This is a genomic window from Microbacterium oleivorans (assembly GCF_023715745.1).
GTDB lineage: Bacteria > Actinomycetota > Actinomycetes > Actinomycetales > Microbacteriaceae > Microbacterium > Microbacterium oleivorans_D.
Window position 1 is genome coordinate 192,751 of the sequence record NZ_JAMBOV010000002.1, and the last position, 15,120, is coordinate 207,870.

Consider the following 15,120-nt stretch of genomic DNA (forward strand, 5'->3'; position numbering starts at 1 on the left):
TCAGCTCGCGGCGAGCCGGGGGGCGAGTTCGGTGATGCGACGTTCGAGCTCGTCGTAGGCGTGGTCGAACGCGTCGTCCGTCCCCACTCGCACCGGGTCGGGGATGGACCAGTGCAGGTCGCCCGCGACGTCGAGTTCCTCGTGGGCGTTGTCGCACACGGTGACGACGAAGTCCGTCTTGGCGAGAACCGCATCGAGGGATCGGGGCTCCGCGTCCTGCAGGGGGAGGGCGTGCCGCGCGGCGACCGCCGCGGCCCCGGGAGCGATCTGATCGGCCGGGTGTGTCCCGCCGGATGCGGCGGGGATGCTGCTGCGCTCGGCCCACAGCGCGGCGGCGAGCTGGGATCGCGCGGAGTTGGCGGTGCACACGAACACCACCCGACTCGCCCGCGCCGTGCGCCCCGGGGTCAGCCCGGTGAGCGCGGTCGGGGTGAGGCGGACGTAGTTGCGTCGGCGGTCGCCTTCGGAGCGGGATCGCGTCACCATGCCGAGGGATTCCAGCACCTGCAGGTGGTGGGCGACCAGATTGGAGGGCAGCCCGAGCGCGACGCCGATCTCGGTCGGGGAGAGGTCGCTCAGCGTGAGCAGGTCGACGATCCGCAGGCGCGACGCATCCCCGAGGGCGGCATGGCGTGCGGCTCGCTCGGTCAGCTCTCGATTTTGCTCAGCGGTCATTGACTCAATCTTGACTGAACTACCGTGATCGGGTCAAGATGAACTCGCCATGAACGTCACCTCAGCCGTCTCCTCCCGCCCGCACCTGCTTCGTCGGGTCCTCGCGGAGTTCGTCGGCACCGCACTCCTCGTGACCGTCGTCGTCGGTTCGGGGATCGCGGCGCAGCGCCTGTCGCCCGGCGACGTCGGCCTGCAACTCCTCGAGAACAGCCTGACCACCGCGCTCGGGTTGGCCGTGCTCATTCTGATGCTCGGCCCCGTGTCGGGAGCGCATTTCAACCCGGTCGTCACACTGGCGGACTGGTTCCTGGGCCGCCGCGCGGGCACCGGGCTGCCGCTCGGTGCGGCCGGCTCGTACATCGCTGCGCAGATCGTCGGCGGCATCAGCGGGACCCTCCTCGCCGGTGTCATGTTCGACGTGGCGCCCGCCTTCTCTCAGAACGACCGGGCGACGGATGGGCACCTCGTGGGCGAGGTGGTCGCCACGGCTGGGCTCGTGCTGCTCATTTTCGCGCTGGCGCGAAGCTCGACAGCTCCTGTGACCGCCGCGGCGGTCGGCGCCTACATCGGCGCGGCGTACTGGTTCACCAGCTCGACCTCGTTCGCCAACCCGGCCGTGACGATCGCCCGCATGTTCACCGACACCTTCGCCGGCATCGCGCCAGGCGCTGTGCCGCCCTTCGTCCTGGCGCAGGCGCTCGGCGCTGCTCTCGGCATCGCGCTGCTGCTGGCGCTGTACCCGACCGCGCGCCGCACAGCCGGCGACGCCGTCGTCCCCACCCAGCCCGACACCACCCCTTGAGAGGCAGCCATGCACCTTGTCGCCATCGGCGGAAGCGACGCCGGCATCTCCACCGCCCTTCGCGCGCGCGAGCTCGACCCGTCGGTCGAGGTGACCGTCGTCGTGGCCGACGCCTATCCGAACTTCTCGATCTGCGGCATCCCGTACTACTTCTCGCGCGAGGTGCAGCCGTGGCAGTCCCTTGCGCACCGCACCCACGCCGATCTCGAGGCGACCGGCATGAACCTGCGGCTCGACACCCGTGCCACCGCGATCGACGTCGACGGTCGCCGGCTCACGGTGCGCGACGCGTCGGGCGCGGAGTCGACGATTCCCTACGACGCCCTCATGGTGGGTACCGGCGCGTCCCCGTCGACGGCCGGCATTGCCGGAGCCGATGAGCTCGGTCCTGACGACGGGCTGCACCTGCTGCATTCCATGGGGGACACGTTCGCTCTCGAGCGCTACCTCGACGAGCACGAGCCCCAGTCGGCGATCATCGTCGGCGCGGGCTACGTCGGACTCGAGATGGCCGAGGCGCTCACCGTCCGCGGGCTCCGTGTCACTCAGCTGCAGCGCGGACCCGAGGTCCTGTCGACGCTCGACCCCGAGCTCGGCGCGCTCGTGCGCGACGAGCTCACGCGTCACGGCGTCGAGGTACACACCGACACCCGCGTCGAGGCCGTGCGCCGGGAGGACGGCCGCCTGGCGGTGAGTGGCTCCCGTCGGGGCGCGCCCGTGATGCACTCCGCGGACCTCGTCCTCGTGGTCGTGGGGGTCCGTCCCAACACCGACCTGCTGACGGATGCGGGCGCCGCCACCGGTGCGGGCGGCGCGGTCGTCGTCGACGAGCGGATGCGGACCGGTCTGCCGAACGTCTGGGCGGCCGGCGACGGAGTCGTGACGCACCACCGGCTCCTCGGCGTGACCTACCTTCCGCTCGGAACCACCTCGCACAAGCAGGGACGCGTCGCGGGCGAGAACGCGATCGGCGGCGATGCGCAGTTCGCGGGGAGCCTCGGGACCCAGGTCGTCAAGGTCTTCGATCTCGTGGCGGCACGGACGGGACTGCGGGACGTCGAGGCGTCCGCCGCCGGGTATCAGCCGCTCAGTCACACCGCCGTGGCGGACGATCACAAGCGCTACTACCCGGGGGCCACGCCCATCAGCATCCGCATCACCGGCGATGATCGGGACGGCCGCCTGCTGGGCGCGCAGCTGGTGGGGACGCGGGGCGCCGAGATCTCGAAGCGCGTCGACACCTACGCGACCGCGCTGCACCACGGCATGGGTATTGCGGCGATGAGTGAGCTGGATCTGTCCTACACGCCGCCGCTGGGGTCGCCGTGGGACGCCGTGCAGATGGCGACCCAGGCCTGGGAGAAGCAGGCCCGCGAGGCGCTCGCCGTCTGACGGGCGCCCCGCGGTGCTGCGTCAGTGCGTCGCCGCGCGCCGCCGCTGCGCCGCGTCGACCGCGACGTCGATCACGACGAACGCGGCGAGCGTCCAGCCGACGAGGGGCAGCGCGAGGCCGAGGAGCACCCCGCCGACGACGACGGCCGCGACACCCCACCAGGGCGCGCCGTCGAGGACACCGCGGCGGGGCGGCATCCCGACCCTCGCGGTCTTCGTCGGGCGGCGCCTCACCCACATCGCGTAGCCGAGCACGACCATGCCGGCGATGCCGACGGCGAGCAGCAGCATGACGATCTGGTTGGCGAGGCCGAACATCGTGCCCATGTGGATCGAGACGCCCCACGACGCCAGCTTCGCCGGCAGGGAGAAGTCGGCGAAGTCGACCCGGTCGACCGGCTGGAGCGTCGCACCGTCGATCGCCACGGCGTCGAGGTGCCCGGGGAAGCCGCGGTCGATCTCCTGCACCTTCCAGGCCTGGTCCGCCGCCGCCGGCGGCGTGATCTGCACGAGTCCGGTGTCGATGTTCACCTGCTGCGCCGCCGCGAGCACGTCGTCGAACAGCGCCGAGTCCACCGCAAGAGCAGCGGATGCCGCGCCGTGACCCGCGTGCTCGTCCTGCGCGGTCTCGGCACCGAGGCTGGTCGACACCGCGGGCGTCCCCCAGTCGAGTGCCGCGCGCAGGTCGGTCACGTTCTGCCCGCCGTAGGTCGACCAGGTGATGCCCGTCGCCGAGAGGAACACCGCACCGAGCGCGACCCAGATCCCGACTGAGGTGTGCCAGCTGAACAGGCGGCGGTACCCGGTGAGCTTCCGCGACGGCCGCACGAAGTCCTTCTTCGCCCGGGCCTTCCGGATGCGCATCACCCAGAGGATGACGCCCGCCACGACGACGATCCCGAGCCACGACGCCGCGAGCTCGCTGTACAGACGACCCGGCTCGCCGAGTCCGAGGTTGCGGTGGAACGTGCTGATCGCGGTGCGCAACGGGAGCGATCCGCTCGTGCCGTAGACGGTCTCGTCGCCGCGGATCTCGCCCGTGCCCGGGTCGACGAACACGGCGCGCGACTCGCTCGCGCCGAGCCCGTCCTGCGCGAACATCACCCGGGTCGTGTCGCCCGGTTCCGGGGCGGGACGGACGGCCGACAGCGTCGCCGCGTCGCCGACGTGCGCCTCGGCGATCTCGACCTGCTCGCCGAGCGTGAGCTGCGTGTCGGTCACCGGTGCGTGCAGCTGGCGCCCGTAGACGGCCTGCTCGATCGTCGGCGCGATCGCATAGAGCGCGCCGCTGAGGGCGGCGACGAGGATGAACGGACCGACGAGGATGCCGGCGTAGAAGTGCAGGCGTACGAGCAGCGCGCCGAACCAGCCGGGGCGGGACGCGGGTCGGGGAGGGGAGGGCGGAGGGGCGGGAAGGGTGGCGGTCATGATCGCTTTCAGGACGAAGAAGGATGCCGAGGCGGCAGGAGGGCGCGCCGAGGGACGGCGCGGCGCGCCGCAGCATCCGTCGTCGAGAGCGTGGAGGCGGCGCGTGTCAGATCGTCCGCGCGCGCGGGGGTCCGCGTCGGGCGGGGACCCGGAGCAGGACCGAGCGCAGCACCGGCGCGACGCGGGGCGCTGCGGGAACGGCGGGCCGGTCGACGGCGCCGAGGACGAGGACGGCCGCGAGGATGCGGCGGCGCGCCCAGCGGGCGATGTCAGCGGCGACGTCGAGCAGGCGCCGGGAGGCGTGCTCGCCGCGGTGCAGCACGGCGACGGTGACGAGGGCGGCGACGCCGTGCATGGCCCACATGAGCGGAGTGGCGGGCATGGTCGCGGTGCTGGCCGCGGCATCCGTCATCGGCAGCAGGTGATGCGCGTGCGCCGCGCCCGACGGGGTCACGGCGCCGAGGACGAACAGGGTGTGGAACAGCACCTGGCTCGCCGCGACCGCGAGGGCGAGTCGGATGAGCGACAGCCGGCGCCCGGCGAGGGCGGTGCAGACGGCGATCGAGAGGACGAGCGGAACCGTGATGCCGAGCCATCCCGGCATCTGCCCGCCGGCCGCGACGTGCGAGAGGAGCGCCGCCCAGGTGGCCACGGATGCCGCGACTCCGCCGCGCGCGACGCGGGAGAGACGGGACGGGCGCACGGGTCCATCATCGCAGGAGTGTTCCCGTCGGGATTGCAACCCCTGGGATCACCTCGGTCAGCGCACGTAGCGTGAGGGGACGCTCAACGGTCGGAGGCCACCATGTCGAACCAGGCACAACGGAACGCAGCGATGCAGCGCAAGCAGATGGGCTCGGGTGCGTTCATCGCGATCTTCATCAGCCTCGTGTTCCTCGTCGTGGCGGCGGGCTTCGCGATCCTCGGGGTGCTGTTCATCACCAACCCGATGCCGGTGATCGTGCTGGGCGTGCTGATGCTGATCGGAGCCGTCGTCCTGCTCGCCACGAGCGGTGCCTGCATCGTCGCAAGTGTGCAGGCGATCGCGCGTCCCGCGAAGGCGAAGGCGCGCGTCGACCGCATGGCGTGACGCCGCGCGCCCGAACGCACGAGAGCCCCGAACCGACCGGTCCGGGGCTCTCGGGAAATCTGGGGGTCAGACGGCCTGCGCGAGGGCGAAGCCGACCGAGCCGTCCTCTTCGAGACGGGCGTCGAGGATGCGGTCGTCGAGCGTAACGCTGGCGGCCTGGTCGACGAACACTCGCGCGCCGTCGCTCTCGACGATCGTGTCGCCCTCGACGGGCGCGGGTGCGAGGGTGAGGGCGTACCCGTTCTGCGGGTCTGCGGCCTCGGCGATACGGAGTCCCCCGGTCTCGGTGGGGATCTGCGAGGCGAGGCTCTTGACGGCGGTGCTGGCGTTCTCGGTGAGAGTGAGCATGATGCTCCCTTCCGTGGATTGCGTGCGTGAGCGGGCCACGATTCCGAGAATCGGGCAGTGACGCAACCGCTGACACACCTTGCCGCGGCACTCACACGGTTTACGGAGGTTCGCCGGGATCATCCGCTCGGCGTACGCGGATCATCACGCGGGCCGATTCCGCGCCGCGGCGCAGCGGCTTGGCTGGAGTCATGTCCCACAACACCGCATCCGCGTCGTCCCGTCGACTTCGTCTCGCCGCTGCCGCCGGCCTCGTCGCCCCCCTTCTCGCCCTCACCCTCGCCGCGTGCAACCCGATGGATGTGCTCGAGAAGGTGCACTCCGAGGAGTTCGGCAGTCGCGCCGACGCCGATAAGGGCTGGGTCGGTGTCGCCATGCCCGCGTGGATCCCGGCGGATGCCACCAAGATCAAGAACACCGCGACGAACAACGAGACCAACTCCGTCATCGCCGTCGAGGGCGGCAGCGCTCCGGAGGGATGCGAGAAGAAGGAGCGCCTGGCGCTGCCGTTTGATGACCGCTACGGCGAGCTCGGCGAGCCGCTTCCGACGACCGTGTTCGCGTGCGAGCCGTACGAGGTCGTGCAGACAGAGACCGGCTGGCTCGGCTGGTTCAACGCGCGCGAGGAGAACCAGACCCCCGACGACCTCCGGTGAGGGCGGATGCCGCTAGCTCGACCGGCGGCGCAGGTTGAACCACACGGCGCGGACGGTCTCGTCGCCCTCGTTGCTAATGAGGTGATTCCGCTGCGCGACGTAGTGCACGGCGTCGCCCGGGCCGACCTGATGCTTCTCGTCGTCGAGGGCCACGGTCAGCGTGCCGTCGACGACGAGGCCGAACTCGTACCCCCGGTGGTGGGAGGGCTGCCGGTTGTGGGTGTCGCCCGGCTCGTAGGTGTCGACGTACATCTCCACGCCGAGTTCGAGATTGTCGACCGCGAGCCGTCGCGTGGCGCCACCCGCCGTCTCCCACTCGGTCTGCTGGTCGAGGGGCACGACCGGGCTCTCGGTGGTCATACCGACGACGAACAGCGACGCCAGGGGTACCTCGAGCGCTTCGGCGAGCGCGTGCAGTGTCGTCAACGACGGCGCGGTCTGGCCGCGCTCGACCGTGCTGATCATCGACACGCTCAGCTCCGTCATCGCGGCGAGCTCGACGATCGTGAGCTGCCGCTCTCGTCGCAGGCTGCGTACCCGCGATCCGATCACCGCGAGGGTGGATTCGAGATCGCGCGTGGTGGGGGCGAGAGCGAGCTGATCCGTCATGCGACCACGGCGCTGCGCGCCGCCCACGCCGCGGTGAGCTCGGCGGCATCCATCACGACACCCAGGTGGAGCGAAATGATGTCCATCGCGGCCTTCTCCATCTCCTCGTCGAGCCCGGCGGACGCGTCGGGCAGCGCGATCACACGATAGTCGAGGTTCTGTGCGTCGAACGCGGTGTTCAGGACGCAGCAGTGCGAGAGCACGCCGTTGAGGACGATGGTCCGCACGCCCATCTGCCGCAGCAGGAAGTCGAGGTCGGTGGGGTAGAACGCCGAGAAGCGCTTCTTCGTCGTGACGAGCTCGTCGCCGGGCTCGATGCGCGTCGAGAAGCGGGCCCACCGGGAGCCTTCGATCGCGTGCTCGGCGACGTTCACGGGCGGGTTGTCGCGCTCGGCGACGATGGCGCGCCAGGCCGAGGGGATGCCCTCGTCCACACCGGAGGGCCGCATGCTCGATCGCACGTGGATGATCGGGATGCCGAGAGCGCGCGCCTCGTCGTGGAAGGCGTCGACGGCGTCGATGATCGCTCGGCCGCGCGGTGAGGGGGCGGGTGTCATCGGGTCGTCCGCCAGGTGCCCCTCGTGCATGTCGATCGAGACGACCGCCGTCCGGCGCGGATCCAGGTACTCCTGGAAGAACGGGTTCTCGGGGAAGTCCTTGCGCTGGCCGCGGACGTAGTAGGTCGTCATTGTGCTCCGATCTCGATGGGGCGGTCCTCCGATGATGCCACCGCGGGGCAGGCCAATTTCACTCCAGGTGGAATCCGTTACAACCGGATCCGCTGTTTGTTACACCGGCGACACATTGCGCTCCTACCTTGGCCGTCAATCCCACCCCTCCGACGATCGGATCGCCATGAGTCGCCCGTACTCCCCGCGTCGCACCACCCTCACCCTGCTCGCCGCCGGCTCCGCTCTGGCCTTGGCCGGCTGCTCCGCTCCCGAAGGCGCACCCGTCGCCGACGGCACGACCTCCGCGTCCAGCGGCGACGAGCTCGTCGTCTCGGTGTGGGGCGGTCTCTACGAAGAGACCATCACGACCGCCATCGCCGACGAGTTCACCGAGAAGACCGGTGCGAAGCTCGTCTTCGACACGGGCAGCTCGACCGACCGTGTCAACAAGGTGATCAGTCAGGGGTCCGGTTCGGGCGTCGACGTCATGATCAACAACGGCGAACTGACCTCGACCGCCGAGACGGCGGGAGTCCTCGCACCCCTCGCCGCCGACGCCGTGCCCGCCCTCGCCGACGTCGCCGACTGGGCGGTGCAGGGCGACTACGGCGTGGCCTTCGGGGCGTACGCCATGGGCATCGCCTACGTGAACGGCGCGGTCGACACTCCGCCGACGTCGTGGGCGGACCTCTGGTCGGACGAGTACGCCGGCAAGATCGCCGTCCCCGGCGCCGCGCACGGACACATGCCGCAGTTCGCGACGATCGCCGCCGAACTGAACGGCGGCGGCATGGATGACCTCGACCCCGGCATCGAGGCGCTCGCGCAGCTCGAGCCGGCGACGACCTCGATGTTCTACACGGATTGGGCACCGCTGGCCGCATCCGGAGAGGTCTCGGTCGCCGTCGAGTACTCGATGTACGCGAACCTCATGAATTCGACCGGCGACTACGACGTGACCTTCGTCTACCCGGAAGAGGGTGCCATCGGATCGCTCTCGGTCATGTCGATGGTCGACGGCGGTGACGCGGAGCTCGCCTCCGCGTTCATCGAGCTCATGCTCGAGCCCGAGAACCAGGCGGAGCTGTCGGAAGCGCTGTTCCACACCCCGGCGAACACCGCCGTCGAGGTGCCCGAGTCGGTCGCCGACACAGTCCCCGCCCAGGACGAACTCGGCGAAGAGGTCCGCTTCTTCGATGACGCCGCGCTCGCCGAGCTCCGCCCCGGACTCACGCAGCTGATCACCACCCGGGTGGTGCCGGAGTGGTGACCCTCGCTCCCGCGCCCGCACAGGACTCGCCGGCGGTCGTCGCCGCCGGCGAGCCGGTGCACCGCGGCCGGCGTCGCACCGGTGCCGGCCACCGGCGGATCGGCGCTTCCGGCGCGGGGATCCTCGTCTTCTGTGCGGCCGTGCTGGTGCTGCTGGGGGTCCCCGTCGGTTCGCTCGTCCTCAGCAGCCTCGAGGCCGAGCCGGCGATGGCGCTCTTCGGACACGACGGTGTCTTCGCGAACTACGCGTACCTGCTCGGCGAGCCGACGAACCAGGAGATGCTGTGGCGGACCGCCCGCGTGTCGCTGACGTCGACGCTCGTCTCCGTCGTCGCGGGCTACCTCATCGCCTTCGCGCTGCGGGGCATGGGTCGCCGTGCGCAGCAGTGGTGGACGGTCGTGCTCCTCGCGTCCATGCTCACCGGCCCACTCGTCACGGTGATCGGCTGGATGGGGCTCTTCGCCGCCGGCGGCATCGGGTACCAGATCGTCAACGCGATCCCCGCTCTGTTCGGCGGCGAGCCCCAGCGTCTCCTCCAGACCGAGTTCGCGATGACCGTCGGAACCATCCACTTCGTGCTGCCGTTCGTCGTCCTCACGATCGCGCCGGCGATGTCGCGGGTGTCCCGCTCCCTCGAGCAGGTGAGCCTGACGCTCGGTGCCGGCTGGTGGCGGGGCTTCCGCACCGTGACCTGGCCGATGACCCGCAATGCGACGTTCGGCGCATCCCTGCTCGCCTTCACCCTGAGCATCGGATCGTTCGTCGCGGCCCAGTTCCTCGGCGGTGACCGCGTGCTGGTGGCGGCAACCGCCATCCGTCAGATGATCGCGACGATGACGCACCACCTGGCGTCGGCACTCGGTGTGATCGTGGTGCTGGCGTGCGTCGTCGCGCTCATCGTCTACGTGCGCCTGACGGCCCGAGCGACGCGTACGAGCTCGTACCGCGAGTCGGGCACCGGCCCCGCGGTCCTCCTGCCGCGCGGCGTCTCGTGGGCCGTGCTCGCTGTCGCAGGCCTGTTCCTCAACGCTCCGCTGCTGCTGACGGCCGTCCAGTCGGTGAATGCGACGAGCGCGTTCCCGGCCCCGTTCCGCGGCTTCACCCTCTACTGGTATGCGCAGTTCTTCGCGTACGAGCCGTTCCGGCAAGGCATCGTCAACAGCCTGATCGTCGCGATCGCAGCCTGTGCGCTGGCCCTGGCGCTGAGCCTCGCTGCCGGTCTCGCGGTCACGCGCGGTCCCCGGTGGTGCCGCTCGGCGATCGCGGCGGGAATCATGTCGCTGCCGAACATGGTGCCGCACATCGTGATCGGACTCGCACTGCTCCAGTTCGTCTCGGCGCTCGACGTGCCGATGGGGATGCCGGTGCTCATCGTCGCGCACACGCTGGTCGTCGCGCCCTACATCCTCCGTACCCTGCAGCCCATCGTCGACACGGTCGATCCGCGCTTCGAAGAGGCAGCGGCCACGCTCGGCAGCCGGAGCACCCGCACGTTCGCACGGATCCTCGTGCCGCAGCTGCGTGCCGGTTTGGTCAGCGCGGGCCTCGTCGGACTGACGCTCTCGTTCATCAACCTGCCGGTGTCGCTGTTCCTCGGCACCGCCCACACCCGCACGCTTCCCCTCGTCGTGTCGGAGTACATGACGTCGCAGCTCGACCCGATCGTCGCCTGCTACGCCGTGCTGCAGACGATCGTGGCCGTGCTCCTCCTGTCCCTGGGTCAGCGCTACCTGTCGCTGCGCCTCCTCTCCTGATCGGACCCGTGCCATGACTGCCTTCTCCCTCGAAGACGCCTGCATCGCCTACAGCGGCAACCAGGTCGTCCACGACATCACCCTCAGCCTGGGCGAGGGTCGCCTGCTCGCCCTCCTCGGCCCGTCGGGCTGCGGCAAGAGCACGCTGCTGCGCGCGGTCGCGGGGCTCCTGCCGCTCAGTTCCGGTCGCATCGTGTTCGGCGACCGCGACGTCACGCGGACGGCGCCCCGTCACCGGAACGTTGGACTGGTGTTCCAGGACCACCTGCTGTTCCCGCACCTCACCCTGCTCGAGAACGTCGCCTACGGGCTCCGGTCGCGTCGAGCCCCGGGAGCCACGGCTCGTGCCCTCGAGATGCTCGACCTCGTCGGCCTCGCGCACCGCAAGGACGACCACCCGTCGGATCTGTCCGGCGGCCAGTCGCAGCGCGTCGCACTCGCGCGGGCGCTCGCCGTCGACCCGGCGGTCCTGCTGCTCGACGAGCCGTTCTCGGCGTTGGACGTCGACCTGCGCGCCGCGATGCGCGAGGAGGTCCGACGAATCGTGACCGAGGCGGGGGCGACGACCATCATGGTGACGCACGACCGTGAAGAGGCGATGGACATCGCCGACGAGGTCGCGCTGCTCTCCGACGGGCGGCTCGTCGAGCACGGCACCGTGCGCGACCTCTACGAGTCGCCCGCGAGTCCCTACACGGCGTCCTTCTTCTCCCGCTCGAACCTGCTGCCCGCGGTGGCGACGGCGACCGGCGAGGCGTCGATCCTGGGCTGGCGCACCCCCGTGCGGGGTTCGGCGGCAGGTGCGGGACCGGCGACAGTCGCCGTCCGGCCCGAGGCGTTCGCGGTGGGGGCGGTGGCCAGCGGCATCCCGGCCGTCCTGGAATCGGTGAAGTGGATGGGGGACCGCGTCGCTACGCGGTGGCGCGCCGTCGACGAGTCGGACCTGACGCTGCGGGTCAGCCTGACGTCGGAGCCGTCGGTCGAAGTGGGACAGGTGGCGGGGCTGTCGTTCGCCGAGAAGGATGCCGTCCGCGTCGCATGAGCGTCACGGCACCACGTCTCGTCCGCCCGCTCATCCTGGGGACCTACGTCCCGGCCCTCCTGTTCGATCTCGGCATCGGCGCCGTCCTGCCGGTGATCGTCACACGCTCGCTCGACCTCGGGACGACCCTGGTGGTCGCCGGACTCATCACGGCGCTGCTCGGCTTCGGCAAGCTCGTCGCCAACATCCCGGCCGGGTGGCTCGCCGCACGGATCGGTGACCGCCGCGCGATGCTCGTCGCGACGGTCATCGCGCTCGCCGCGCTCACTGTGGCGTGGCTTGTGGAATCGGTGGTGGTCTTCGCCGTCGCGATCGGTGTGACCGGTGCCGCGTGGGCGGTGTTCAACCTCGCCCGGCACTCCTTCCTCACCGACGTGGTCCCGTTCGAGCGGCGGGCGCGCGCGCTGTCGACACTGGCCGGCGTGCACCGGATCGGCCTCTTCCTCGGGCCTGTCGTCGGTGCGGTCGTCGTCGCGATATTCGACGCGAGCGCGAGCTTCGCGGTCGCGATCGCCGCGGCGGCTGCGGCCTACCTCTTCGTCCAATTCACCCCGGATCCCGATGTCGCGCCGACGCCGAGCTCGACGCCGGCGCCGCGGGTTGTGCCCGGTGGCCGCGCTCGAGTGTTCGCGACGCTCGGCACCTCGGTCCTTCTCATCGGCGCGGTGCGCGGCATCCGGACGACTGTCCTTCCGGTGTGGGCGGCTCAGCTGGGCTTCGACGCGACGACCACGAGCGTGATCTTCGCCGTGTCGAACCTGCTCGACATGCTCCTCTTCTATCCGTCCGGCATGATCATGGACCGGCTGGGTCGACTGTGGGTCGCCGTACCGTCGATGCTGGTCATGGCGGCGGCGTTCGGCCTGCTGCCGCTGACATCCGACTTCTTGTCCTTTGCAGCTGTCGCCGCGCTGCTGGGCGTCGGGAACGGGCTCGGCTCGGGCATCGTCATGACGCTCGGGTCGGATGTCGCGCCTCCCGGCCCGGCGCGGGCCCGGCACCTCGGGCTGTGGCGCGTGTTCCAGGACGTCGGCGACACCGGCGGCCCGGCGCTCATCTCCGCCGGTGTCGCGGTCGGGATGCTGTCGGCGAGCGTCTGGATCGGCGCCGGCATCAGCGTCATCGCCGCCACGATGCTCTGGCGCTGGGTGCCGGACTACGTGCCGGTCGCTGCCCGCCCGCACGATCACGGGTCGCGTCGCGGATCTCGCCGGCGCCGGAGTCGGCGAGCGGCCCGTCGTCCACCCGTGGCGTGACGGACCTCGTCGCCTCCCGGTGAGACACTGGAGCCTCGATCTCTCGGGAGGCAACCATGGCTCGAATGAGGATGCGGGCAGCCGGCGCGTGCACCGGCGCGCTCGCCGTCGCAGCGCTGCTGCTCGCGGGCTGCGCACCCGAGCCCGTGGCGTCGCCGACGGCATCCGTCTCGTCGCCGGCACCGACCGCGTCGGCTCCGTCCCCGACGGTCTCAGCTCCGGCCTCCCCGTCGCCGAGCGCGACCCCGACACCGACGCCGGACGGTCCGCCGGCGACGCGTCCCGTCGAGCCGCCGACCGGCACCGACCCGGATGCCGCGGGTATGTCCGGGGCGCAGGCCGGGCAGCTGTGCGCCGCCGAGCAGCGGAACGGGCTGGGCGCCGGTGACACGCAGGTCGGCCAGCCGACGGCGTACGAGCGGACCGTCGCACCGACCTGGTACGTGACGATCCTCGCCGAGAACGAGTTCGGCCAGTACTACCAGGAGTGCGTGCTGGGCGGCTCCGCCGACGCCCCGGACTGGTCGGTCGTGCAGCAGACGCCGAAGGACGAGCTGACGAAGGCGCATATAGAGCACATGCGCACCGAGAACGAGGGGTTCGACGAGGATCACTGATCCCCGGCTACGGTGAGGCATGGCCATCACCGTTTTTCCGCCGCGCGACTTCGCCCTCGAGGGGCAGCGCTGCCGCGTGCACGTGTACGACGTCGTCACGGGCACAGATCGCATCGTGTTCGAAACCGACGACATCCTGCTCGAGGCGCCGAACTGGGCGCCGGAGGGTCTGCTGCTGAACGGCGCAGGGAAGCTCTGGTCGCTGGAAGCGGATGCCGAGGCGGGTGACATCAGCGAAGTGCCGCTCACCGGCATCCCGCCCATCAACAACGACCACGTGCTGGTGCGGGGGACGGGCGACATCCTGCTGTCGGCGAACGACGGGCAGATCTACCGGGCGCCGCGGACCGGGGGAGAGGGTGTGCGGATCACGAATCCGGACGACCCGTTCATGCACTTCTTGCACGGGGTGAGCCCGGATGCCGCGTGGATCGCGTACACGGCGCTGTCGATCGACGACGGTCGGGTGCTGTCGGCCGACCTGCGCACGGCGCGGATCGACGGGTCGGAGGACGAGCCGCTGACCACGGACGAGGTCGCCGACGGCAGCGAGTGGGCGCCCGACGGGTCGTGGATCTACGTGAACACCGAGCGGTTCTCCGAGACGCCGGGGCACGCGCAGGTCGCGCGGATGCGCCGTGACCGTTCGCAGGTCGAGCAGCTGACGTTCGACGACCGCGTGAACTGGTTCCCGCATCCGTCGCCGACCGGGCGGGATGCCGTGTACATCAGCTTCCCGCCGGGGACGCAGGGCCACCCGGCTGATCTCGAGGTCGAGCTGCGGCTGGTGCGGAACGGGCACTGGGGTCATCCCGAGACCATCGCGACAGTGTTCGGTGGGCAGGGCACGATCAACGTGAACAGCTGGACCTCGGACGGTTCGCGGTTCGCGTACGTCGACTATCCCGTGGGGTGACGCGTCCGGCAACCGTGCTGTTTTCGTTACTCGCGACGGTTCGGCCGGATGAAAGGCTGACGGTGTCGAGAGTTTCGGGGGATGGAATGGCAGTGGTGAGTGCGCGCCTGCGTGCGGGGGTCGTCGGAGTGCTGGTGCTGGGCGGCCTGCTGACGGGATGTACCGCGACCGCCGCGCCGACGGCGTCGCCGTCCGCGACGACGGAGGTGTCGCCGGCGCCGACGGAGGTGTCGCCGGCGCCGAGCCCGGCAGTCTCACCCGAGTCGTCGCCGTCACCGACTCCGGATCCGACGGGGGATGCGGCGGCTATGAGCGAGTCCGAGGCGGCTGACGTGTGCAAGCAGTGGCACCTCTCCGAGCCCATCGGGGAGACGACCGTGCAGACGGGGGAGCCGATGGCGCTCGAGCGGTACGACCGACCCGAGTGGTACGTCTACATCCCGGCCGAGAACGAGTTCGGCCCGCTGTACCAGCAGTGCGTGGTCGGCGGGACGGCGGCGGAGCCGACGTTCCTGATGGTCAGCGAGACGTCGACCGATGACTTCGACCAGGTGATCGAGGATATGCGGTCGGCCGATCTCGAGGGCTACTGAA

At 70.6% G+C, this 15,120-nt stretch carries 18 protein-coding genes; 12 read left to right on the forward strand and 6 right to left on the reverse strand.

The genetic code is table 11. The features are described 5' to 3' along the window. Positions 1 to 675, reverse strand: a complete 675-nt coding sequence (locus M3190_RS05710) for an arsenate reductase/protein-tyrosine-phosphatase family protein (RefSeq protein ID WP_251579416.1) — start codon at positions 673 to 675, stop codon at positions 1 to 3. Between the two features lie 49 nt (positions 676 to 724). On the opposite strand from M3190_RS05710, the gene M3190_RS05715 reads away from it, so the two are divergent. Together M3190_RS05715 and M3190_RS05720 are read left to right on the forward strand one after the other, a co-directional pair. After that, positions 725 to 1,477, forward strand: a complete 753-nt coding sequence (locus tag M3190_RS05715; RefSeq protein WP_251579418.1) for an aquaporin — start codon at positions 725 to 727, stop codon at positions 1,475 to 1,477. A gap of 9 nt (positions 1,478 to 1,486) precedes the next feature. Continuing rightward, positions 1,487 to 2,869, forward strand: a complete 1,383-nt coding sequence (locus M3190_RS05720; RefSeq protein ID WP_251579420.1) for an FAD-dependent oxidoreductase — start codon at positions 1,487 to 1,489, stop codon at positions 2,867 to 2,869. Between the two features lie 21 nt (positions 2,870 to 2,890). Here the strand turns inward: M3190_RS05720 and M3190_RS05725 are convergent, their stop codons facing one another. After that, positions 2,891 to 4,297 carry a PepSY-associated TM helix domain-containing protein gene (locus M3190_RS05725; protein WP_251579422.1) on the reverse strand — a complete coding sequence of 469 codons (1,407 nt, stop codon included), beginning with the start codon at positions 4,295 to 4,297 and terminating at the stop codon, positions 2,891 to 2,893. A gap of 106 nt (positions 4,298 to 4,403) precedes the next feature. Beyond that, positions 4,404 to 5,000 carry a hypothetical protein gene (locus M3190_RS05730; RefSeq protein ID WP_251579424.1) on the reverse strand — a complete coding sequence of 199 codons (597 nt, stop codon included), beginning with the start codon at positions 4,998 to 5,000 and terminating at the stop codon, positions 4,404 to 4,406. A gap of 102 nt (positions 5,001 to 5,102) precedes the next feature. Here M3190_RS05730 and M3190_RS05735 point away from each other — a divergent pair, with 102 nt between their 5' ends. Continuing rightward, the gene (locus M3190_RS05735; protein WP_064001545.1) at positions 5,103 to 5,387 is read left to right on the forward strand and encodes a hypothetical protein; all 285 of its coding nucleotides are present in this window, start codon (positions 5,103 to 5,105) and stop codon (positions 5,385 to 5,387) included. A gap of 66 nt (positions 5,388 to 5,453) precedes the next feature. Here the strand turns inward: M3190_RS05735 and M3190_RS05740 are convergent, their stop codons facing one another. After that, on the reverse strand, positions 5,454 to 5,735 hold the full coding sequence (locus M3190_RS05740; protein ID WP_251579426.1) for a HesB/IscA family protein: 282 nt from the start codon (positions 5,733 to 5,735) through the stop codon (positions 5,454 to 5,456). A 191-nt stretch (positions 5,736 to 5,926) separates the two neighbouring features. Between M3190_RS05740 and M3190_RS05745 the strand changes: the two genes are divergently transcribed. Further along, the gene (locus M3190_RS05745; protein WP_251579428.1) at positions 5,927 to 6,391 is read left to right on the forward strand and encodes a hypothetical protein; all 465 of its coding nucleotides are present in this window, start codon (positions 5,927 to 5,929) and stop codon (positions 6,389 to 6,391) included. Between the two features lie 12 nt (positions 6,392 to 6,403). Here M3190_RS05745 and M3190_RS05750 read toward each other — a convergent pair whose 3' ends face one another. Beyond that, entirely contained in the window at positions 6,404 to 7,000 is a 597-nt protein-coding gene (locus M3190_RS05750; RefSeq protein WP_251579430.1) for a helix-turn-helix domain-containing protein, read from the reverse strand. After that, entirely contained in the window at positions 6,997 to 7,689 is a 693-nt protein-coding gene (locus tag M3190_RS05755; RefSeq protein ID WP_251579432.1) for a cysteine hydrolase family protein, read from the reverse strand. The genes M3190_RS05750 and M3190_RS05755 overlap by 4 nt, the downstream gene beginning before the upstream one ends. Before the next feature lie 166 nt (positions 7,690 to 7,855). On the opposite strand from M3190_RS05755, the gene M3190_RS05760 reads away from it, so the two are divergent. The 8 genes from M3190_RS05760 (at position 7,856) to M3190_RS05795 (ending at position 15,119) form a co-directional block, all read left to right on the forward strand. Further along, the gene (locus M3190_RS05760) at positions 7,856 to 8,941 is read left to right on the forward strand and encodes an extracellular solute-binding protein (RefSeq protein WP_251579434.1); all 1,086 of its coding nucleotides are present in this window, start codon (positions 7,856 to 7,858) and stop codon (positions 8,939 to 8,941) included. Continuing rightward, positions 8,938 to 10,695 (forward strand): ABC transporter permease, encoded by a 1,758-nt coding sequence (locus tag M3190_RS05765; protein ID WP_251579436.1) that lies wholly within the window; start codon positions 8,938 to 8,940, stop codon positions 10,693 to 10,695. The genes M3190_RS05760 and M3190_RS05765 overlap by 4 nt, the downstream gene beginning before the upstream one ends. Before the next feature lie 13 nt (positions 10,696 to 10,708). Continuing rightward, positions 10,709 to 11,737, forward strand: coding sequence for an ABC transporter ATP-binding protein (locus tag M3190_RS05770; protein WP_251579438.1), 1,029 nt, complete (start codon positions 10,709 to 10,711; stop codon positions 11,735 to 11,737). Further along, positions 11,734 to 12,993 (forward strand): MFS transporter, encoded by a 1,260-nt coding sequence (locus M3190_RS05775; protein WP_251579440.1) that lies wholly within the window; start codon positions 11,734 to 11,736, stop codon positions 12,991 to 12,993. Before M3190_RS05770 ends, M3190_RS05775 begins: the two co-directional genes overlap by 4 nt. Before the next feature lie 56 nt (positions 12,994 to 13,049). Next, positions 13,050 to 13,610 carry a hypothetical protein gene (locus M3190_RS05780; RefSeq protein ID WP_251579442.1) on the forward strand — a complete coding sequence of 187 codons (561 nt, stop codon included), beginning with the start codon at positions 13,050 to 13,052 and terminating at the stop codon, positions 13,608 to 13,610. Between the two features lie 19 nt (positions 13,611 to 13,629). Beyond that, entirely contained in the window at positions 13,630 to 14,526 is an 897-nt protein-coding gene (locus M3190_RS05785) for a TolB family protein (RefSeq protein WP_251579444.1), read from the forward strand. Between the two features lie 157 nt (positions 14,527 to 14,683). Continuing rightward, the gene (locus tag M3190_RS05790) at positions 14,684 to 14,857 is read left to right on the forward strand and encodes a hypothetical protein (RefSeq protein ID WP_251579446.1); all 174 of its coding nucleotides are present in this window, start codon (positions 14,684 to 14,686) and stop codon (positions 14,855 to 14,857) included. After that, on the forward strand, positions 14,835 to 15,119 hold the full coding sequence (locus M3190_RS05795; RefSeq protein ID WP_251579448.1) for a hypothetical protein: 285 nt from the start codon (positions 14,835 to 14,837) through the stop codon (positions 15,117 to 15,119). Before M3190_RS05790 ends, M3190_RS05795 begins: the two co-directional genes overlap by 23 nt. The last annotated feature ends 1 nt before the right edge of the window (position 15,120 follow it).